This window comes from Chryseobacterium sp. NRRL B-14798, from assembly GCF_050470705.1.
GTDB classification, from domain to species: domain Bacteria; phylum Bacteroidota; class Bacteroidia; order Flavobacteriales; family Weeksellaceae; genus Chryseobacterium; species Chryseobacterium cupriresistens.
This window is the reverse complement of sequence record NZ_JBFLUL010000005.1, coordinates 3,684,647-3,704,847: the sequence shown is the minus strand read 5'-3', so window position 1 is coordinate 3,704,847 and position 20,201 is coordinate 3,684,647. Positions and strand designations below refer to the sequence as shown.

Here is a 20,201-nt window from a genome sequence, read left to right as displayed (position 1 = left end):
GTAATACTGTTTTTCTAATTTTATTATTGTGGATCATATTTTTTATTTTTTCTAATTACTGTATCTTTTGGATCTGGTACAGTACCATAATTTGTAAACATTGCTTTTAAATCAGTAGTTTCTTCTACGTATATATATATGGTTTTACCCTTTTTAGCTTGCTCAGTATATATCTTTTGAATGATAGGCATGTCTTTATTATAAACCCTTAAGCAACCATGTGTTACCATAAGAGGGCCATTATCTGTTAATCCCTTTTTTCCATCACCGATTGTATGTCCACAGTGCAATAAGATTCCTGAGCGATTAGAAGCATTTAGCGCATCTCCTGCTTTTGGACTTAAACGAATTGTTCCATGATTTCCAAAGGAAACACCTGAATTAGGATAAGGCTGACCATTGGCATTAGGTTCATTCAACTCTTGTTTTGTTTTCCACAATCCATTAGGAACGTTTCCATATCCACCATTAGTATATCTATCTTCTCCACCAGTTCCTAAACCTAAAACATAGCATTTATGTAGTATACCAGTATTGTCGAAGAAGACAAGAAGCCCTTCTTTTTTTCTATCACTTGGTACTATTACATCAATGTAAATCGTTGTGTCATCAGCTGTATATTTTGAATCATATGTTGCATACTTTCCTTTTTGTTTTTTAGGTTCATCTCCTTTACCAAATTTACAGGAATCAATTTTGAAAACTAATGATGTAATGTTAGTAAATGCTTTTTGTTTTTCGTCGTAATTTGTAGATTTTTTATTTGCAATTGTTTTATCGGCATTTTTTCCTACTAAAGGGCATATCTTGCCTTTTACATCTTTTGTAGTATTAGCCAATATATTGATACTTTTCCATTTGAAAAAAATCATTCCACTTGATACTGCTAAATCTATACTTTGTCCAATTGCATCAGGATTTTTAATAACGTCAACATTGTTATATTTTAAAGTATAAGGATTACAGTACTTATAAAATCCTTTTCCTGTAACCTGTATTAAACCTCTACCTCTATAATTCCAACCATCATTTGGCTCTGTGTTTTCTAGCTCTTTAGCCTTGGCTGCTGGAGGAGAATATGCATAATTTGCAATTTTTATCTGTGTTTCTCTTGGAACATCAACTGCTTTAGGATCTCTTCTATCTCTTATTGCTCGTCCCCAAAGTTTTGCTTTTTCTCTACCTTCTTTAGTTTTAAATGCACCAAATGTAGCAATTAAAGATTCCCAGTAATAATTGAAACCTTCTCCTTCTTTCAATGATAGCGCATCTCCTGATTCTATTTTAGCCTGTGCGAAAAAATGAGCCTTGTTCCAACAGGTATTCATTCCCAAATCCTTCATATATTTGGTATACGTGTCTGCTACAATTTTCCTGTTAGCATCCGAAGCATTAGGGAAGATGGTTTTTAAGTCATCTGCTGTCACGGGTTTATCACAATTCGGACATTTTCCATTTTCTGGTTTTGGTTTTTGTGTATTCTGCACCCCCGCAGCACTCTTCACCTTCTCAACCTGCATCAGGCCTTCCGGATTTACCCCAAATTTCTGAGATTCTGCAGAAAGGTCCTTGGAGATAATTTCGATGAAATAATTTTGTGTACTGGAGTCCGGATCGCCGATAGGGGAGTCTATTCCTTTTCCGAAAATATCTTTGGTAATGACAAATCCTGAAGTATCACATACATCGGCAGGAATTTTAATATTTCCGCTTCTGTAAACTTCATCATTGGAAGTGGTATCATATTCCCAGACTACATATTGGATGTGTTTTCCCACCATATTTTTGGAGTGGATTCTTACCCTAACTTTATTTCCTACAGCAACTTTGGAAAGTTCATTTCCTTTATCATCTATGAAAACAGCTTCTATAATATTACCTTTAGGATCCGGCTGTTTGGGACCACCTCCTTGTCCGGCCGGGAATTTTGGCGTGTGTTTCTCAGGTTGCGGCTTGGGTTTTGGCTGATTTTGAGGCTGCCCTTTATAATCAGGGTTGGCTACATCTACATTCACCTGGCTGGCTCCCTGAATTTGCCCTGAATAAGTGGCTGTAACATAATATTCATGATTCGCGCCTTCATTCCTGTCACCTTTCATCAGAAACTGATTGGCCATCTGACGAAGGATTTTTTCATCAGACATCAGAGGTATTGACACTTCCGCAATCCCTTTTTCATTGACGCGAGCCTTATAGCTGCGGGTGTGACGGTTGTTTTTGTTAATACTGGCATCGTGCCCTTTTCCAGGAGCGTCATCTTCCCAAAGATGAAACTCAATCTCTTTATTAAACATTGCAATACAATGAGCCTGCGCAATAAGAGTATCACGGTAGCTGGCTTTATTGACGTCTTTTGCTCCTCTGTTGAAGAGTACTACTTTATCAATCTTCGGAACTTTGTTGCTTGTTGGTATTAATACACAGCTTCCAGCCAGTTCTCTGGTAGAGGGAAGACCAGGTAAAATACCTTTTTTAGTTTCATAGACTTTCATTTGAAACTCTATTCCCAGTGCTATTTCCCCAAAATTGTACGTTACCTTTTCACCAGTCTTGGGCTTTCCGGTGATGTCTTTCCAGCTTCCGTTCTTTTGTTTCTTAAAAAGATACCATTCATAATCACCTTTAAGACCAAATGAAAGGCCTGAAGGTTTTATCTCGTAGGTATAGGTTGTTCCTACCAGAGGATTCTGATTCCCGATAATAGTTCCTGTCATGGCTTAGCTGTAATAAAGTTGGTCTGTATCTTTTGTATCTTCCTTGAATTCATCAAAATCCACAACGGGATTATAAACCTGCTGTTCCTGCGTACTTGCTTTGGCAACCTGGCTTTTACCGACTTCGCTTTGCTGTCCGTGTTTAAGGATGGTTATTTTCCCTCCCGTACTGCACATGAGTTCTGAGATTTCCGTAAGACAGCTTTTTCCCATCACTTTTACTTTTTCATACGTCTTCTGCCACTTTCCGGCTGGAGCATAAGCACACGGAAGATATCCTCCCGAAGTTGGCTTGAGCTTGCATTGTCCAAACGGCTGTGCCGCAGGATCGAGCTGAAGATCATCCTCTGTTACGGCCAGATAATCAGCGTTTCCTTCTTCATCATTCCAGTAGTGTTTCTGATGGCTGGTCACTTTAAATTTTGGAAATTTAAATCCCTGATTACATTGCACGGTTCCTTTCTGCACAATGAAATATTTTCCTTCATGAGGACTGGAACCACTGTCTTCTTTTTGATCCTCCTTTTCTTGTTTATCACTTTGTTGTTCCGTTTTTCCGGATGGCTGCTCTTCATTTTGTGGGGTTTCTTCCGTTGAATTTCCTTCATCAGAACCTACATTTTCTGTAGATTCCTCCTGGGAAGATGCAGCTATATTTTGAGGTTCTGTTTCCTCAGCCATGAGCTGTGGATCTTCCGGAATCAAAATCGTTTTTCCCGGAACAGGTTCCTGCATGACATCTTCCGGCGGACAGTGGAGATTATGGTAAGTTTTTAAAATACCTTCATTTTTCAGCTTAAACTGCCGGGCCAGAGAACTGAAAGTATCGCCTTTTTGTGTGACATAATTTTTCATATTATCCTTGTGTTATATTGATGTGATGTTGGTGTATCAATACCTCTTCATGACTGAGTAAAACCGAGGCTTTAGCATGAAGAAGATTCTTATTTTTAGTGTGAGTGGTGTATTCTAATACAATATTTCCTGAAGCAGGTCTTGCAGCCGGTTTTTTGAGCCTGATCCCGCGCATGATCTCCTGTGAGGTACATAATTCAGTGATTTTTCCGCTTAAAATAGTTAAAACAGAGTCCTCTTCTTTATTTTTATGTTCAGGTTTAATTTCACAGGCTACCGGAAATGAATTCTGTACAAAATAAAAAGATTCTGTCCACTTTATTTTTCTCCTGAACCAGTCTGTTTGGGGAAACAGAGTCTGAAACAGCAGTGTACTCTGAAATTGTTGTAATAAAAACACTTCATTGCTGATGTTCCTTTCAAAAGAATCCATATAATTTCGAGCGACTTCACCTACATAAAACTCTTCAAGATCTTTACGCTGTCTGGTAAAAGTGTCCGTGATTTTTTTATGATCTGCCAATCCTTTTATCCTGCCTTGTTCATTAAGAATAAATTCAAGCGGCATAATACTTTTCATGCAGGCTATCGAAAGGCCGCTTACCTTATCATCCGGTTCATTTCCTCCGGATTTAAAGTCTCTCTGACTGTAGCTAAGGATATACAGACCTGTGTTTTGGTCTTTTCGGAGATTTACATCAATGGTATAATCGATGTTAACCGAAGATTCGAAAGACGTTTCAAAAGTCTCATTAATACTATAAGTTTGGGCCCAAAAGGAATCAGAGAACTGGCCGGGAAGATTGTTATTCAATTCATTTTCCTTTTGCGATTCTGTTTTAAAATGAGTAGGGACAAAAATATTTTTAACGTCATTAAGGTTTTCAAACCAGACTTTATCCATTTTCGGGCAATGAGAATTATGAAACAGCTTAAGCTCCTCACTGGTCATACCCAGCCGGGAAGCGATGGAGGTAAGCGTGTCTCCGTTTCGTACCTTATATTGTAAGAAATCAATTTCCATCCAATGTGAATTATCAGATAAAGCTATTAAAAAACTCTGTTGGAAATGAATTTTTGGGGTTAAATTTTAAAAATTGTAGTAGAATTACGACATAAAACTGATGGTGTGAAGAAACCACTTCGTCAAAAATTCTTTGAATTTTCACCACCTCTCCGGAGGATGGGAATTTTTACGTCTTCAGTTGGCATGGTGGCCAGATTTGTGACTTCTGATGTTTTTTAATGCAAGCCTGATTTCTACGGAATGGCAAACTGATGGTAAGACAAGTATTCCAATTGTATCATTCTGTAGGAATCTAAGCTGTTATAAAGTTTTTCAAAGCTAAAACAGTTATTTGTAACTTTTGTGGTTTCATTATATGCAGTACAACCAAAAGTTATTATTAATTTTAAAGCTATAAAAAAGAAAATATGAAGAATAGATTCTTGCATGGAGTTTTCATAATATTGATCAGTTTGAGTTTTGCATATGCTCAGAAGTCCGGAGATCAGTCGCCTGTTTTTTTCACTATCCAAGCACAGGATACTGTAAAGATGGGAGAAGCATACAATGAGAAAGATACAACAGGAAACAAGAGTTTAAAAAATAGGATAAAACCTATTCAGGCAAATTTTAAAAGAATCAATTCCGTGACAAAATGGACTGCTGTCAAAAAGAAAGATATTGAAGGAGAATCTGCAGAAGGCGGGGAGGCCACATTTTATTACACAGATGAAGGTCTGCAAAAGGTAATTGCGAAACATTATGGAGAAATCGGGCAGAAGCTGACAGAATATTATCTTCTTAACGGACAGCTTTCTTTTGTTTTCGAGAAAGATTATAAATATAACCGACCGCTTTTCTATGACACTAAAGCAATGAAAGAAAATAATGACACGGAAGCCTTTGATTTCAATAAGTCCGAGGTTATCACAACAAGGAATTATTTTGAAAACGGAAATATCATTATGATCACCAATACTACAGGACGCGGATTTAGTATCGGTGCGGATTATCCCGCTGAGCAGGAGGAAAAAATCAAAGAGGATTTTAAAAGGCTTCTGAAGCTTGTAAACTATAGCAGCGTTATGATTTATCAGCCTTGATGATATTGAGTCTTTCCTCAACTTCATTGATTCTTTTAAGCCAATAGTTAATTCCTTCCTGATTGGTCACTGTTTCTTTGAAAGCATTACGGTTGACGGCCCATAGGTGTGAGCTGTTTTTCTGATAGTCCAGTTCGCGTTCTTTTTTATTTTCAGGCTCTATGCGGTATCTCCAGAATACCAGAGATTTCATGTATTCTGAACGAACTTTTTCCAGATAATCAATAATGGCCTTACGGTCCTGGGGAATATATCCGGGACCAGAGCATCCACATGAATGAAAAGTGATTCCAACCATATACAAATCCCGGATATGAGCCCATTGCTTATCATCATTTTTGGGCGGGGATTTAAAGTCAAGTCCCATATTGGCCATCAGATTCCCACATTCCGGACACTTGGCTTCCACAGAGGTCTGAGCATCCCGGTGCACATCTTTCAGGTGGCGGCGTTTGAATGTTTTCTGGCAGTTGAAACAGGCATAATGACCTTTGTAAACCATCATGGCATATCGGCACATAGTGTTCTCTTATTCTTTGGTTATAAGTTATTTTTATTTGTTATTCCTCCTCATTAAAATTGATTCCCATAAAGCTGGCGGCGCTTCTCGGGTCGTAAACCGACCACACATCTCCCCAGGGAAATCTGAAGGTGCAGCCGGGATAAGGTTTTTTCTTTTTTTGGGTGGGTGATATTCCAAGGACTTTGGTCAGGAAAGTATTATTCCGGCGGAAAATATTCATTTCTTTTTCCTCTGTCCATTCATTCCAGTCTTTGGCATCACTGTTTTCCCATGTATTCATATGGATGATGTCCAGCTGATCTTTAAAAAAGCACAGACTGAAAGATACCTGATATCCCTTTATTTCTACAGGCTTAAAATAATACCAAAAATATCCGGTTTTTACATCCCACAGATCATGATACTTTTCTTTATAAAAATCAGACTGTTTCAGCTGATCAAGACTCATTCCTTTATAAAGTGTGGTAGCAAAGGCTTCCAGTTCTATAACTCCATTTTCACTGTTAATCAGCATGTCCCAAAAAATTAAAGCCATAAATATACCCGTTTTTTCTTTACAGACAACGAATAATATTTACAGCTTCAATAGAAATAGAAATATCGGTGTGTGTTATTGTGTTATGGATTTGATATTATTAATGTTGATGGGATATCAGACAGCCATAGACTTTTTGTATCGATCAGGTTTTTCCAGCTTTTACTGCTGATGAGCATCAGGTCATGAGAATTCAGGAATTCTTTCTCAATCTTCTTCTCATTGTACAGCGTAATGTGATTAGGGGCTACCTGTTCAATACTTCTGATCAGTTCTTTTACTTCAATATTATTTCGGATCTGTCCTGCCGCATCCAGAATGATAACCTGGGAATTATTGTTATTAATCAGCCTTTTCGCATATTCAAGAAGGTAAAAATCACTCAGATTGAAGATCGGAACAAATACTTTGTCGGCTGCTTTAAAATCTTTTTCCACCAAAATTCCTACAGGAATATTGGTTTTGTCGAGAATCTGAAGGGTAAAATCGTCAAAAGGAGAATTGTTGAATATATTTCCTTTGCCTTTTACCGTGTTCAATAGTTTTTCAGGATTAATAATTTTGGTGGTAAAGCCTAATAATCTTCCCAATAAACTACCTTCATACATAGATTTCCCAAGCATGATCAGCAGAAGATCATAATGGCCTTTGTTGGTAATGCTGGTAAGATCACTTTCGATATCAGTAGACGCTTTGAAGAGGGTAGTGACTTCCAGATTCAGATCGTGAGAGGTTTCAATGACATTCTGAAACTGTGACTCCTCATACTCGTTGATGTCATAGGCATGCATTTCATCTACCGGAGCAATATTCATCGCAGTGATGCTTTTATTGCCGTTCATTTTATGAGTGAAATTGTGTGCAAGTTTCAACAAAGTACTTCCGGATTCCGGTTTATCAAATGAGAGAAGAACGCGGTATTTGGAATCATTATCCTGAACAGACTCGTCCTGATTCTTTTTAGATTTAAAAATAAAATTAATAAAATCCAGCGCAGGCCCAGTCATGAAAGTGGTGAAGAGAGCCATGATTACAAGCATTGCAAAAATTTCAGGGCTTAAAACGCCAAGGTCATATCCAATGTTGAGTACAATAAGCTCCATAAGGCCTCTTGTGTTCATCAGAGCTCCTATCGTCAGACTTTCTTTCCAGTTAATACCTACAAATCGTGCCGTCAACGCACTTCCGGCAAACTTTCCGAGAACCGCAGTCAGAATAATAAATCCGGCGGTCATCCACAGATGGCTGTCGTTAAGCAGGCCGATCTGGGTACGGAGTCCTGTGAATACAAAGAATAATGGCAGCAGAAGTACTAATGCCACATCCTCTACCTTATCAATAAAAAGGGTACGGAACTTTGTATTTTCCGGCATAATAGCTCCCGCCATAAAAGCTCCAAATAAAGCGTGAATACCGATTACTTCAGTAGCATATGCAGATAAGATCAATGTCAGAAAGAAAATAGCCACCATGGGTTTGCTGATCGTATTTTTTCCGGCCTGAAGGTCTCCGACTCTTTTCAGGAAGGGTCTTACAATTTTAATCATTAAAAATACATAAGCAACAGCCATGATAATCACATAGATAGAGCTTGCAAAAGAACCTGCTTTTACAATAGCAATTACGGCAGCAAGAATACACCATGCTGTAATATCATCGGCAGCAGCACAGGTAATAACAATTGTTCCCAGTTTGGTTTTCTGGAGGTTTCTTTCCTGTACGATTCTCGCCAGTACCGGAAATGCTGTGATACTCATCGAAATGGCTATAAATAAAGCAAAAGAGGTAAACTGGATACCATCCGGAGCAAATTCCTGATACACAAAATAAGAAAGGCCTATTCCCAGAGCAAAAGGAATAATAATACTTGCATGGCTGATGACAACCGCATCATGAGCTTTTTTCCTTAATACACTCAGATCCAGCTCCATTCCAACAATATACATGAACAGGATAAGACCTATCTGGCTCAGAAACTGAAGGTTGCCTAATGATTCTTTTGGGAAAAGAAAGGCGGAAAACTCAGGGAAGTACATTCCCACAAGTGAAGGACCGAGTACAATCCCTGCAATCATTTCTCCGATAACCGTAGGCTGTTTTATTTTCATACAAATCCATCCGAAAAGCCTTGCTGTCATAATAATAGTGACAATTTGCGCCAATAATAGCGCAAGCGGATGGTGAAGATTGGTTTTGAATGATTCCAGGAAATTATCCCAGGTAGAGCCGCTGCTGGTATTGGCAACGATATTTTCTTTTACTTCCAGCGTCTGCCCTTCAATGATGAAATAATACATCAGAGCGGAAAAGACTGCGATGGTGGTAATGTAGAAAATTAAATTTTTGTATTTCCCCAAATTCATGATTCCAATATTTTATGCAAAGTTGAAAAGAATATAGTTATGTTAAATACTCTTTTTTTTAAAATGTAATGAATGTTCTAAAAAATGTAATAAAATCTATTTGAACGAATAACCCATTCCAAATCCTATTTTCCAGTTCCCATTCAGATCTGCTGTCTTAGCGTTATAGTAGGCAGGAATCTGGAAGGCTATTTTTTTATAGACCACAGTAAGACCTGCTCCCAGTGTAGGCATAATAGGACTGTTTTTGGTTCCGGAAGAATGGTCTTCTTTAATTCTCAGAGAAGGAAGCATTCCAACAATGAATTTTACGCTTTTATGGGTAAGACTTACATTTGGACCTGTAAAGTTGAGATAAGCACCATGATCTACATATCCGCCTATTGCTATTCCGTCAAAAAAAGAGATCTTCAGTTTTGAAGAGGCTTCCTGGGAAAAACACAAGCCGGATAGGAGAAGTCCTGCAGCATAGAAAAAGTTTTTCATTATAAAATCAATTAATTCCATACAAAATTAAAGGGATTCAATACTGAAAAAGGGGAGTTGTAATAAAGGACTTATATTCTGTAATGAAACCGGAAAGATTTGAAAAGATCTATTTTCCGAAGAGCTCCATCAATGAATTTTTATAAGCATCTCCGATCTGAAGTTTCAGAAAAGAGTGATCTTCCGCAGGAATGGTGGTAATAATTTCGTTGGTTGAAAATACCTTAATGGAAGACAATGCGATAATTTCTTTTTTGTTGACCTGAGCAAAATCTTTTGATGGCAGCATTTCCAGAAGGTTTTTGAAATTCAGGTTTTTTAAGACGATGGTAGTGCCGTCGCTGAGGATGATATCTTTGTCTCTGCTGTCTATTTCAGAGGTTTTGATGTAAGAAATCTGCTCTGTGAATATAACGGTTTTTCCAATATTGGTATTCCACTCGATAAAAGTTTTTTTAGGAGCATTTTCTACCAGTTCTTTAGCTTTTTCGAAAGCTTGAATCAGTCTTTCTTTTTTGATGGGTTTTCTTACATAATCCACCACATTCAAATCGAAAGCTTCAGCAGCATATTCTTTGTAAGCTGTTGTAAAGATGATTTTTTTAGAACCTGAAATAATCTCAGCCACCTGAAGACCTGTCATTCCGGGCATTTCAATATCCAGAATGCACAGATTACAGTCGAGGTTGTCTATTTCATTCAGAAAAATTTTAGGATCATTGAATGCTTTTACCACCTCTACATTCTCAATCTGCTCACATAGAAGTTTTAAATAACTGATGGCCAGTAATTCATCATCCAGAATAACGCATTTTATCATAGAATTCTCCTAAATTGATTTTTAATTCCGCCGTAAAGATTCCGTTTTTTGAACTTCTTTCCAGCTGATAATGGGTACTGTAGATCATTTTAAGCCTTTGATCAAAAGACTGGCTTCCGAAACCGCTTTTCTCCTTCTCCAGAATATTTTTCAGAGAAGCTTTATTGCTGACTTTCATAGTGAAAATTCCATCTTCAAGCTCCATATAAATAGAAATAAAAGAATCCTGAGCAAGAAAATCTGTATGTTTGAAGGCATTTTCAATAAGATCCACAGAGATAAGCGGAGCAAATACCTTTTCTTCATACAAAGCATCAGATTTATTGATCCTGGATTTAATTCTGAAGTCAAAAAGTGGATTGATCTTGATTTTATTAATTTCAATAAGGCTTAAAGCAAAATTAAGCTCTTCTTTCGGGCTTACATACTTATTGTTGCTTTCGTATAAAATATAATCCAGCACATTGGCCAGCTTATCCAGTGACATATACGTCTGATATGCATGAGACTGCACCGAATTCAGAATATTTTTAAACAAATGCGGATTCAGCTTTGTGCCGATATGTTCCAGACGGACTTCATTCAGGTGCTGCTCAATAAGTTTGTTGGTTTCCGATAATTTGGTATTTCTCTGTTTCAGCTTCTGATTCTGGCTGTAGAGATAAATGCTTATTGTCAGAAACAGAAAAATGGCAAAAACTCCGATGAATATCAGATAATCATGAATCATGTAGTAATTGCCGTCCATAGCTTGTTTTTGAAAACTATTTAAGTTTCTTAAGACCGTTCACTGTCACGGTTTCTTCACACTTTTCAAAAGTGATCTCATAAGACGGATTTTTTTCAGGATAGGTTAAAAGATAGTCCGGACATGGTTTCTTTTGTGCATGGCTGCGGTCAAAATCTACCTTTCCGTTGGTAATGATGCTGTCTTTTATAAATTTCTCATCAATCTTGTAGGTTGCCATTGCATTTTTAGCTTCTTCAGAATATTTGAATTCTTTGGAAAGACTTTCAGCAATCACACGGCTGTTCGGTAAATATCCGCTGCAGCTTGCTCCCTTTTTGTTTAAAATAAAAAATACGATCAAAAGCCCCGGAACGAAGCCTATTGCATAAAATTTCAGTTTCTTCATTAGAAAATTAAAAGATTGATATCGTGGTACGTAAGTCCGAAACGATCGCAGATGATCTTCTTGGTATGTCTTCCTTTGTACATATATAAGCTCTGCTTCATTTCATTTTTGCGGATCAGCATGTTTTCAAAGCCGCCCTCTTCGTCATAATTTAAAATATAGGAAAGGAAGAAATTCGAGATGGCCTTGGTGGTGGTTCTCGGCATTCTTGAGGTAAGATTCGGAAGTCCGCAGTGGATGACACCGTGTTTGATGACATAAGGATCTTCCATGGTGGTAAGCTCTGAAGTTTCGATCACTTTACCGTTGTCTATGGTAATATCGATGATGACACTGCCTTTTTTCATTTTCATCACCATATCTTCAGTAACGATAGGGGTCATGTTCAATCTTGGAAGTGCTCCGATTACTACATCGGCACGTCTTAAACTTTTGCTGAGCTCTTTAGGATCAATAATAGAAGTCGGTACGCGGCTGTCAACAATCGTGTGAAGCCTTCTAAGCTTGGATAAAGAATTATCGAAAACTTTTACACTTGCTCCTAAACCAATGGCTGCTTTTGTAGCAAACTCACCTACAATTCCGGCTCCAAGGATAACAACTTCTGCGGGTCTTACTCCTGTAATTCCTCCCAGCATTAACCCGTTTGATAAGGCTAATAATTCGGAGGCATATAAGATTGAAACGGTTCCTGCAATTTCCCCGACTAATCTTACCAAAGCCAGCTGCTTGTATTCATCAACGATAAATTCAAAAGCGATGGCGTTTATTTTTTTCTCTGCAAGCTTTAAGAAATACTCCTTGTCTCTAAGATTAATTTGAAGTGCCGAAACCAGATACGTATTAGGCTTCATGTACTCAATTTCATCTTCTGTAGGAGGGTTCACCTTCAGGATAAGATCCTGCCCGAAAGCTTCTTTTGGATCATTGGTGATCTTCGCTCCAGATTCGGAATACTGTAAATCTGTAAAAAATGAACCTTGTCCGGCCCCTGATTCAATAATGATCTCATGGCCGTGCTCTACCAACACCTGTACGGCGTCAGGAGTAATACAGGTTCTCCTTTCGTTGAGACAGGTTTCTTTAGGAATTCCAATACTGAACTGTTTCCCTTTCTTTATAACCTCCAATTTTTCCTCTTTCGGCATTAATTCTTCTTCTGTGAAAGGAGTAAAAATATTTGTACTCATCCTTAAATTAAATTATGTCTTACAGATTGTTTTTTTACACTCAATTAATGAGCAAAGATACATAATATTTAATCGAATGAAATCTCTCTGTTTTCACCCGTATTTACAATGCTCATTGTATGGTAGTTAAGACCGTAAAGGTCCTCTTCATAGACTTCCGGCCATTCGATGATGCATAAAAAAGAGTTGTCCAGATATTCTTCAATTCCGATATCATAGACTTCTTCAATGTTTTTTAAGCGGTAAAGATCAAAATGAAATACTTTCCCTTTTTCGGTATTGTATTCATTGACAATAGAGTAAGTGGGAGAGTTTACTTCGTCATTACTGCCCATGTTTTTAAGCAGAAATTGAGTGAATGTGGTTTTACCTGCTCCCAGGTTTCCCTTTAATAAAAGAATATTATGTTGTAATTGAGGAATGATGGTGTCAACAACTTCCTGCCAGTCTTCGATTGTATTGATAGTGAACTGCATATAGTAGCAAATTTATTTTGCAAAAATAATGATAAAACTTACTAAATATAATGCACTTGTATTATATAATTGTAAGGTTTTTTTTTATGTGTATTTTTGTACTATGATTTCCAAACAGACCATTGATAAGATATTCTCCACGATCCGCGTTGAAGAGATTGTGGGCGAATATGTGCAGTTGAAAAGAGCAGGGTCTAATTACAAGGGGCTCAGTCCTTTTCATGATGAAAAAACACCCAGTTTTGTAGTTTCTGCCAGTAAGCAGATCTGGAAGGATTTCTCTACAGGAAAAGGAGGAACAGCCATTTCTTTCCTGATGGAAATTGAGAACTTTACGTATCCTGAAGCACTCCGCCATGCTGCAAAAAAATACGGAATTGAAATTGAAGAAGACCAGCGGGAAATTTCTGAAGAAGCAAAAAATGCCCAGACAGAAAAAGATCTGCTGTATAAAATCCATGAGGTTGCCAATACTTATTTTCAGGAGATCCTTTGGGATGATCAGGAGGGCAGAAGCATAGGACTTTCTTATTTCAAAGAAAGGGAGTTGAGGGATGATATCATTAAGAAATTCCAGCTGGGATATTCTCCGGAGAAAAAGAATGCTTTCACGGCTTATGCGCTTGAAAAAGGTTATAATAAAGAAATTCTTGAGAAATCCGGACTTTCTATTTTTCCTGAAAATACTCCTGCAGGCGTAGACCGTTTTAGAGAAAGGGTTATTTTCCCTATTCACAGTTTTTCTGGCAGGGTTTTAGGCTTTGGAGCAAGGATTCTGAAGAATAATGTCAAAACTGCAAAATATCTCAATTCCCCGGAAACGGAGATCTACCATAAATCCAATGTTCTTTATGGATTAAACCAGAGCAAGCAGGCGATTTCAAGAAAGAATGCCTGTCTTTTGGTGGAAGGGTATATGGACGTGATTTCCCTTCATATGTCCGGAATTGAAAATGTAGTGGCAAGTTCCGGAACGTCTTTGACGACAGAACAAATCAAACTTATTAAGAGGCTTACGGAAAACGTAACGATTCTTTTTGACGGTGATAATGCCGGTATCAAAGCCAGTTTCCGAAGTATTGATATGTTGCTGACTGAGGGAATGAATATCCGTGTCTTGCTTTTCCCTGATGGAGATGACCCGGATTCCTTTGCCAGAAAACATCCGCAGGAATACGTTGAAAAGTACATCGAAAATGAAGCGATGGATTTCATCGATTTCAAGGCGGAAATTCTCCTGAGAGATATCGGAAATGATCCGATTAAAAAGGCTGAAGCAATCAGAGATATTGTAAAATCTGTCTCTTTCGTACAAAATGCCCTGAAAAGAGAGGTTTATCTGAAAGAGGTTTCCAATAAATTCGGGCTTTCCGAACAGAGTCTTTTCAATGAGCTGGATGTTCAGAAGCAGATCACCCAGAATCAGACGCATCATGTTCAGCAGCAGCAGAAGGAAAAAGCAGCAGCTCCGAAAATGGAGATTGTTCCTTTGGATAAGGAAAAAGAAGATCCTTTTCTGTATGATGTATTATTCATGGAGAATAAACTGGTAGATCATATGCTGATGTTCGGAGATATTGTTCTCAAAAGGAAGAATGAAAATAATGAGGAATATCAGATTACCGTTATTGAAGAAATTCTTCATCATTTTGAAGAAGAGCAGTATACATTTTTAGTCAAAGAAAATGAGATTATTATCAATCAGGTGAGAGAAGGAATTCAAAAGGATGAACTCAGAAGTGGAAACTTTTTTGTATCTTTTATGGACGAAGAGATTACCACAAAGGTTGTAGATGCTTTAATCCCGCTGGATGAACTTGAAAACTGGGCTTCAAGAAATATTTATCCTCCCAACTATGGTGATAAAGTGGCAGATCAGATCCAGGGAGATGTTCTGTTACATAAGTACCGGTATATTGATTATCTGATCAAGGAAACAGCCAAAGAGCTTGATCAGTACAGCAATACGGATGAGGTAAAATATTATGAGCTGATCAAAAAAATCACGCTTTTAAAGCAGGCTTCCATACGGTTGAGCAATATCATAGAATATTCACCAATCAAAGGGATTTATGTAGATAGGAAGAGATAAACAAGAGTCAGATTTTTGGATATTCTGTGACAAAAAGTCCTATAAAATTTTAGGAATAAATATTGTAATTTAAACTTCGAGAATATTTAAAAAATAATACATAATAGAAATATGGACATTAAAAAGGAATTCAGAGACTTCTCTGTAAAACATTTAGGAAACAACGGTTTGGTTACCGATCAGTATATGGGAATGTATGGCCCAACGAATCTTACTCCGTACATCATGGAAGAAAGAAGATTGAACGTTGCTCAGATGGACGTTTTCTCCCGTCTGATGATGGACAGAATTATCTTCCTGGGAACAGGTATTGATGATCAGGTAGCAAACATCGTTACGGCTCAGCTTTTATTCCTGGAAAGTGCTGACCCTTCAAAAGATATTCAGATCTACATCAACTCTCCTGGTGGTAGTGTATATGCGGGTCTGGGTATTTATGACACCATGCAGATCATCAAGCCGGATGTAGCGACAATCTGTACAGGTATGGCTGCTTCAATGGGAGCTGTATTACTGGTTGCCGGAGAAAAAGGAAAACGTTCTGCGCTTAAGCATTCAAGAGTAATGATCCACCAGCCTTCAGGAGGTGCTCAGGGAGTTGCTTCTGATATGGAGATCAACTTAAGAGAAATGTTGAAACTGAAGCAGGAGCTTTATGAAATCATCGGTCATCACTCAGGACAAACGTATGAGTGGGTAGAAAAATCTTCTGACAGAGATTACTGGATGACTTCTGAAGAAGCTAAAGGTTACGGAATGGTAGATGAGGTTTTACAAAGATCTACTGAGAAAAAATAATTGATGATATAATCATGAGAACCGCACCCAATCTGGTGCGGTTTTTTTGTTGGATGATATTTTAAATTTCACTATTTAGATTCTGCAGAATGACACAATTGGAATGGAGGTTTATCCATACAGCTTATCATTCCGAAGAAATCCGGCCGCAATAATCCCGAAAAAAATACTTCACAAGAAATCTACAATGCTGGCCAAATTCCAACTGAAGACGTAAAAATTCCCATCCTCCGGAGGGGTGGCAAAAATTCAAAGAATTTTTGACGGGGTGGTTGTAAATAGCACATTCATCAGTATTGTTAAAAAACAATTATCATTATATTTAAGATCAGTTTACAATCGATTTATACTTTCGCAGCCATAAAAGTGAATATGAAAAAATTACTATGGTCTGCAGTCGTGCTGGCAGTATGGGCTTCATGTAAAAGTGATGATGATACAGCCATAATTAATCAGGATATTAATTATTCCAAACTGCCTCAGGAGTTTCCCTTTACAAAACTGGCTACTATAAACGGAGTGGATGTTATCAACGGAGGTTTTGGTTCCGGTGCTGCCGCTCATCCAACAAGAAAAGGGGAGTTCTATGTCATTACAGACAGAGGTCCCAATACGGACTTCCAGAATGGAAAAAAGTTTCTTGCTCCTAATTTCACTCCAACTATTATGCATTTTAAAATCAATGCCGACGGAAATGTAGAGGTCATCAAATATATTAAACTTAAAAATCCTTCCGGGCAGCCTGTTACAGGTCTTCCAAACCCTTCAGGAATGGGAAGTACAGGTGAGATCGCGTATGATGCTTCCGGAAATGTCTTAGGTACTGATCAGTATGGTCTTGACAGCGAAAGTATTGTTGCTGCCGCTGACGGTACATTCTGGGTTTCCGATGAATACGGACCGCATATCGTCCATTACAGTGCAGATGGAATGGAGATGGAAAGAATAAGCCCGATCGGAGTAAATACAGGACCAAGAAAGTTACCTGCTGTTTTAGCGAAAAGAAGAGCCAACAGAGGAATGGAGGGGCTTTGTATGAGCCCGGACGGAAGAACGCTGATAGGAACCATGCAGTCGATGATGTATGTTCCCAGTAAGGCATTGGCTACCAATAAAACTTTAACGAGAATTGTCACATTTGATACTGTTACAGGGCAGACTAAACAGTTTCTATATAAGCAGGATGGAGGTGCTACTGATTCGGTTTGTGATATTACAGCAATAAGTAACAGTGAATTCCTGGTGATTGAAAGAGATGGAAATTTCGGTTCCCAGGGCGGAATCAAAAAAGTATACAGAATCAATCTGAGCAATGCAACAGATGTAAACGGAGCCGATATCAGCGCTGTTGACGGAATGAAAATCAATGGAAAAGCTTTAGAACAATGTTCATGGGACGAAATTACCAATGCCGGGATAAAAGCTGTTACAAAAACATTAGCCGTAGATCTGGTAGCAAAACTGGGTTATGAACATGATAAATTCGAGGGAATTGTTTATCTGGGAAATAATAAACTGGCTGTTTTCAATGATGATGACTTTGGAGTGGTAGATGATGGAAACGGAAATCCAAAAGCCAAAATTTTACCTAAAACGGGTAAAGTAGACAAGGGAACAATGTATGTAGTCGATATTCAATAATTAGATTTTTTTAACGGAAAACGGCGGAATCGAAGATTCCGCCGTTTTTATTTTTATCTAAATGAAATTTTAGTTAAAAGCTTCAATGATTTTAGAGAAGTCTTCCAGTTTCAAAGCCGCTCCTCCGATAAGACCTCCGTCAATATCCGGCTGAGAGAAGATTTCTTTTGCATTGTCTGGTTTTACAGAACCTCCGTAAAGAATAGAAACTTCGTCAGCAACTTCCTGTCCGTATTTTGAAGCAATAATATTTCTGATGTGAGCATGGATTTCCTGAGCCTGCTCCGGACTTGCTGTTTCTCCTGTTCCGATAGCCCAAACCGGTTCGTAAGCAATCACCACTTTTTTGATTTCTTCAGCAGAAAGCGTGAAAAGAGCTACTTCAGTCTGGTTTTTTACGACTTCAAGGTGTTGCCCTGCTTTTCTCTGTTCAAGTGTTTCTCCATTACAGTAAACAGGAATAAGACCTTTATCAAGAGCCAGTTTGATCTTTCTGTTACAGTGAGAATCTGTTTCTCCGTGATATTGCCTTCTTTCAGAATGCCCGATTAATGAACCGGTAGCATCGATAGATTCCAGCATATCTGCAGAAATTTCACCAGTATAAGCGCCGCTTTCATGCTCGCTCATATCCTGAGAAAATACACCGATCTCATCCTTTTCAAAAATATCTTTCGCCATCATCAAATACAATGCTGGCGGAGCAATCCAAACTTCACAGTTGGTAGCGTTATTGTTTTTATAGCTTAGTAACTGAATCATTAATTGTTGTGCATCAATTACATTTTTGTTCATTTTCCAGTTTCCTGCAACTATTTTTCTTCTCATAAGATTTAGATATAGATTTATTTTATTTTTTCGTAATGGTTTATAATCCCCAAAGGTTTTTCAGTAGAACATAGAAGGTGTGCTCTTCCTCAGTTACTTTATTGTCTGCTTTGATCAAAGATTTTGCAAACTGAACAAATTTCACACGTTCATCCTCTGTAGAATCATCATGGAAACATCTTGCATGGAACTCAAAATGATCTTTCCATTCCTCAGGCTGTAAAAGGGCCAATGTATCCAATTCATTGTCAAGGTTCATTCTGAAAGGAAATTCATCCGCCAGGTATTGCTGTACCAGCATTCCTTCCTCAGGGGCAAACTCTCCGTCCACAGAAGAAAGAATCATTAATAAATGATAGCCGGCGATTGATTTATTTGATTTTTGCATGAGCTTTTATATGTTTAAGTTTAGTGTTTAAATTTGATAATTGATAATTGATAATTGATAATTGATAATTGATAATTGATCAACGATTGGCTCTCGTCAAAAAGATCATTTATCGTTCATCATTCATCATTTATAATTAATTAACGTAGTCCTTTGCAGGTTGTTTATCTACAATTTTTCCATTTTCAAGGATCAGGACAAACGGATTGCTTCTTGCTATTGTTTTGATGGCAGTTCCGTCCATTAGTACATTTTTGATAGTTTTAAAAGTATTCGGTTCTGTAGAAATTCCGTAGATAAGAGCACCTTTCTGTGTATTTACTTTCGTTTCCACTTTCTGAAGCAGGTCTGCAGGAACATCTTTTGGATGATAGGAGAAAACAAGAACGGCTTTTGGTGCGTTGATGATTTCCTGGGTAACTTCCATTCCTGTAGGATCTTCAATCTTGAATTTTACAATTTCAGATTTATATCCTTCTTTGATCAGGACAGATTCATTTTTCCCATCTTCAATTTTCCATGGAGAGCCTTCTGCCCAGTATTCTGTTTTTTTGATATAATCATCCTGATTTACTTTTACAACAGCTCCTGTTTTCTGATTTTTCAATGTGTAGAAAGTTTTATATTCGGAAGGATTTTTATCAATTTTTGCTTTTTCAGCTTTAATGTCTGTTCCTATTTTATAATCACGGAAATCTATGATCGGTTCATGCATAATTCCTTGAGCCATAACATAAATCATTCCTAAAGAAAATACTGTTAAAAGGATATATTTAAATGTGTTGGAAGACTCTTTCGGAGTAACTCCATATTCATCTTTTTTACGGAAATCTTTTCTGTAAAGGATGAATAAAATAATCAATCCTACCAGCAGCACAACGTCTTTTAAGAAGCTCTGCCAAGGAGTGAATTTGATAGCATCTCCAAAACATCCACAATCTGTTACAACATTGAAATACGCTGAGTAAAAAGTAAGAAATCCGAAGAAAATACAAAGTGCAATTAATATGGATAAGGTAAATTTAAGCTTTAATTTAAGCAGCAGCATAAATCCTAAGAAAAGCTCCAGTACCACTACAATAATGGAAAATAACAGGGCAAACTTTTCTAAAAATGGCATGTTGAAAACCGGAGGTGCGAAATATTCTTCCATTTTGAAAGAAAAACCTACCAGATCCACGGCTTTTACAAAGCCTGAAAGGATAAAAATAACAGCAATAATAAAGCGTAATAAACCTTTGAGCATA

Annotated in this window: 19 protein-coding genes; 4 read left to right on the top strand and 15 right to left on the bottom strand. The window is 37.6% G+C overall.

Going from position 1 to position 20,201, the window contains the following annotated elements; translation table 11 throughout:
- Positions 1 to 23 precede the first annotated feature (23 nt).
- Genes AB1278_RS17005 through AB1278_RS16995 form a run of 3 tightly spaced genes read right to left on the bottom strand, consistent with a single transcriptional unit; the run spans position 24 to position 4,593 of the window.
- Positions 24 to 2,714 (bottom strand): hypothetical protein, encoded by a 2,691-nt coding sequence (locus AB1278_RS17005; protein ID WP_429815888.1) that lies wholly within the window; start codon positions 2,712 to 2,714, stop codon positions 24 to 26.
- A gap of 3 nt (positions 2,715 to 2,717) precedes the next feature.
- Complete coding sequence (locus AB1278_RS17000) at positions 2,718 to 3,569, bottom strand: DUF4280 and LysM peptidoglycan-binding domain-containing protein (RefSeq protein ID WP_429815885.1); 852 nt, start codon at positions 3,567 to 3,569, stop codon at positions 2,718 to 2,720.
- Between the two features lies 1 nt (position 3,570).
- Positions 3,571 to 4,593, bottom strand: a complete 1,023-nt coding sequence (locus AB1278_RS16995; RefSeq protein ID WP_429815882.1) for a LysM peptidoglycan-binding domain-containing protein — start codon at positions 4,591 to 4,593, stop codon at positions 3,571 to 3,573.
- Between the two features lie 410 nt (positions 4,594 to 5,003).
- On the opposite strand from AB1278_RS16995, the gene AB1278_RS16990 reads away from it, so the two are divergent.
- Positions 5,004 to 5,678, top strand: coding sequence for a hypothetical protein (locus AB1278_RS16990; protein ID WP_429815879.1), 675 nt, complete (start codon positions 5,004 to 5,006; stop codon positions 5,676 to 5,678).
- Here AB1278_RS16990 and AB1278_RS16985 read toward each other — a convergent pair.
- From AB1278_RS16985 to tsaE, 9 genes are all read right to left on the bottom strand, one after another.
- A complete protein-coding gene (locus tag AB1278_RS16985; protein ID WP_429815876.1) occupies positions 5,659 to 6,198 on the bottom strand; it encodes a hypothetical protein in 540 nt (179 codons plus the stop codon). The two genes, AB1278_RS16990 and AB1278_RS16985, sit on opposite strands and share 20 nt — an antisense overlap.
- A 40-nt stretch (positions 6,199 to 6,238) precedes the next feature.
- Positions 6,239 to 6,736: a hypothetical protein gene (locus AB1278_RS16980; protein ID WP_429815873.1), complete on the bottom strand. Its 498-nt coding sequence runs from the start codon at positions 6,734 to 6,736 to the stop codon at positions 6,239 to 6,241.
- Positions 6,737 to 6,819: 83 nt separating this feature from the next.
- Positions 6,820 to 9,093, bottom strand: a complete 2,274-nt coding sequence (locus AB1278_RS16975) for a cation:proton antiporter (protein ID WP_429817374.1) — start codon at positions 9,091 to 9,093, stop codon at positions 6,820 to 6,822.
- A 102-nt stretch (positions 9,094 to 9,195) separates the two neighbouring features.
- Complete coding sequence (locus tag AB1278_RS16970) at positions 9,196 to 9,585, bottom strand: hypothetical protein (RefSeq protein ID WP_110009323.1); 390 nt, start codon at positions 9,583 to 9,585, stop codon at positions 9,196 to 9,198.
- 109 nt (positions 9,586 to 9,694) lie between these two features.
- Positions 9,695 to 10,405, bottom strand: coding sequence for a LytR/AlgR family response regulator transcription factor (locus AB1278_RS16965; protein WP_429815870.1), 711 nt, complete (start codon positions 10,403 to 10,405; stop codon positions 9,695 to 9,697).
- Positions 10,380 to 11,153 carry a histidine kinase gene (locus AB1278_RS16960; protein WP_429815867.1) on the bottom strand — a complete coding sequence of 258 codons (774 nt, stop codon included), beginning with the start codon at positions 11,151 to 11,153 and terminating at the stop codon, positions 10,380 to 10,382. The genes AB1278_RS16965 and AB1278_RS16960 overlap by 26 nt, the downstream gene beginning before the upstream one ends.
- 16 nt (positions 11,154 to 11,169) lie before the next feature.
- Positions 11,170 to 11,541: a hypothetical protein gene (locus AB1278_RS16955; RefSeq protein ID WP_395972856.1), complete on the bottom strand. Its 372-nt coding sequence runs from the start codon at positions 11,539 to 11,541 to the stop codon at positions 11,170 to 11,172.
- A complete protein-coding gene (locus tag AB1278_RS16950; protein WP_062671272.1) occupies positions 11,541 to 12,731 on the bottom strand; it encodes an alanine dehydrogenase in 1,191 nt (396 codons plus the stop codon). The genes AB1278_RS16955 and AB1278_RS16950 overlap by 1 nt, the downstream gene beginning before the upstream one ends.
- Positions 12,732 to 12,799: 68 nt before the next feature.
- Positions 12,800 to 13,207: a tRNA (adenosine(37)-N6)-threonylcarbamoyltransferase complex ATPase subunit type 1 TsaE gene (gene tsaE, locus AB1278_RS16945; protein WP_110009234.1), complete on the bottom strand. Its 408-nt coding sequence runs from the start codon at positions 13,205 to 13,207 to the stop codon at positions 12,800 to 12,802.
- A 103-nt stretch (positions 13,208 to 13,310) separates the two neighbouring features.
- Here tsaE and dnaG point away from each other — a divergent pair, with 103 nt between their 5' ends.
- The 3 genes from dnaG (at position 13,311) to AB1278_RS16930 (ending at position 17,738) form a co-directional block, all read left to right on the top strand.
- Complete coding sequence (gene dnaG, locus AB1278_RS16940; RefSeq protein ID WP_202839532.1) at positions 13,311 to 15,299, top strand: DNA primase; 1,989 nt, start codon at positions 13,311 to 13,313, stop codon at positions 15,297 to 15,299.
- Between the two features lie 111 nt (positions 15,300 to 15,410).
- Complete coding sequence (clpP, locus tag AB1278_RS16935) at positions 15,411 to 16,097, top strand: ATP-dependent Clp endopeptidase proteolytic subunit ClpP (RefSeq protein WP_027373257.1); 687 nt, start codon at positions 15,411 to 15,413, stop codon at positions 16,095 to 16,097.
- A 372-nt stretch (positions 16,098 to 16,469) separates the two neighbouring features.
- Positions 16,470 to 17,738, top strand: a complete 1,269-nt coding sequence (locus AB1278_RS16930) for an esterase-like activity of phytase family protein (protein WP_202839530.1) — start codon at positions 16,470 to 16,472, stop codon at positions 17,736 to 17,738.
- A gap of 69 nt (positions 17,739 to 17,807) precedes the next feature.
- Here AB1278_RS16930 and tpiA read toward each other — a convergent pair whose 3' ends face one another.
- The 3 genes from tpiA to AB1278_RS16915 form a co-directional block, all read right to left on the bottom strand.
- Positions 17,808 to 18,566: a triose-phosphate isomerase gene (gene tpiA / locus AB1278_RS16925; RefSeq protein WP_202839529.1), complete on the bottom strand. Its 759-nt coding sequence runs from the start codon at positions 18,564 to 18,566 to the stop codon at positions 17,808 to 17,810.
- 40 nt (positions 18,567 to 18,606) lie between these two features.
- Positions 18,607 to 18,954, bottom strand: a complete 348-nt coding sequence (locus tag AB1278_RS16920; protein WP_142719433.1) for a TerB family tellurite resistance protein — start codon at positions 18,952 to 18,954, stop codon at positions 18,607 to 18,609.
- A 136-nt stretch (positions 18,955 to 19,090) separates the two neighbouring features.
- Positions 19,091 to 20,200 carry a BT_3928 family protein gene (locus AB1278_RS16915; protein WP_429815862.1) on the bottom strand — a complete coding sequence of 370 codons (1,110 nt, stop codon included), beginning with the start codon at positions 20,198 to 20,200 and terminating at the stop codon, positions 19,091 to 19,093.
- Position 20,201 lies beyond the last annotated feature (1 nt).

Excerpts from the sequence above, each read along its gene's own strand:
- AB1278_RS17005 (WP_429815888.1), bottom strand. The coding sequence starts at position 2,714 with ATGACAGGAACTATTATCGGGAATCAGAATCCTCTGGTAGGAACAACC.
- AB1278_RS17000 (WP_429815885.1), bottom strand. The coding sequence starts at position 3,569 with ATGAAAAATTATGTCACACAAAAAGGCGATACTTTCAGTTCTCTGGCC.
- AB1278_RS16995 (WP_429815882.1), bottom strand. The coding sequence starts at position 4,593 with ATGGAAATTGATTTCTTACAATATAAGGTACGAAACGGAGACACGCTT.
- AB1278_RS16990 (WP_429815879.1), top strand. The coding sequence starts at position 5,004 with ATGAAGAATAGATTCTTGCATGGAGTTTTCATAATATTGATCAGTTTG.
- AB1278_RS16985 (WP_429815876.1), bottom strand. The coding sequence starts at position 6,198 with ATGTGCCGATATGCCATGATGGTTTACAAAGGTCATTATGCCTGTTTC.
- AB1278_RS16980 (WP_429815873.1), bottom strand. The coding sequence starts at position 6,736 with ATGGCTTTAATTTTTTGGGACATGCTGATTAACAGTGAAAATGGAGTT.
- AB1278_RS16970 (WP_110009323.1), bottom strand. The coding sequence starts at position 9,585 with ATGAAAAACTTTTTCTATGCTGCAGGACTTCTCCTATCCGGCTTGTGT.
- AB1278_RS16965 (WP_429815870.1), bottom strand. The coding sequence starts at position 10,405 with ATGATAAAATGCGTTATTCTGGATGATGAATTACTGGCCATCAGTTAT.
- AB1278_RS16960 (WP_429815867.1), bottom strand. The coding sequence starts at position 11,153 with ATGGACGGCAATTACTACATGATTCATGATTATCTGATATTCATCGGA.
- AB1278_RS16955 (WP_395972856.1), bottom strand. The coding sequence starts at position 11,541 with ATGAAGAAACTGAAATTTTATGCAATAGGCTTCGTTCCGGGGCTTTTG.
- AB1278_RS16950 (WP_062671272.1), bottom strand. The coding sequence starts at position 12,731 with ATGAGTACAAATATTTTTACTCCTTTCACAGAAGAAGAATTAATGCCG.
- tsaE (WP_110009234.1), bottom strand. The coding sequence starts at position 13,207 with ATGCAGTTCACTATCAATACAATCGAAGACTGGCAGGAAGTTGTTGAC.
- dnaG (WP_202839532.1), top strand. The coding sequence starts at position 13,311 with ATGATTTCCAAACAGACCATTGATAAGATATTCTCCACGATCCGCGTT.
- clpP (WP_027373257.1), top strand. The coding sequence starts at position 15,411 with ATGGACATTAAAAAGGAATTCAGAGACTTCTCTGTAAAACATTTAGGA.
- AB1278_RS16930 (WP_202839530.1), top strand. The coding sequence starts at position 16,470 with ATGAAAAAATTACTATGGTCTGCAGTCGTGCTGGCAGTATGGGCTTCA.
- tpiA (WP_202839529.1), bottom strand. The coding sequence starts at position 18,566 with ATGAGAAGAAAAATAGTTGCAGGAAACTGGAAAATGAACAAAAATGTA.
- AB1278_RS16920 (WP_142719433.1), bottom strand. The coding sequence starts at position 18,954 with ATGCAAAAATCAAATAAATCAATCGCCGGCTATCATTTATTAATGATT.
- AB1278_RS16915 (WP_429815862.1), bottom strand. The coding sequence starts at position 20,200 with ATGCTCAAAGGTTTATTACGCTTTATTATTGCTGTTATTTTTATCCTT.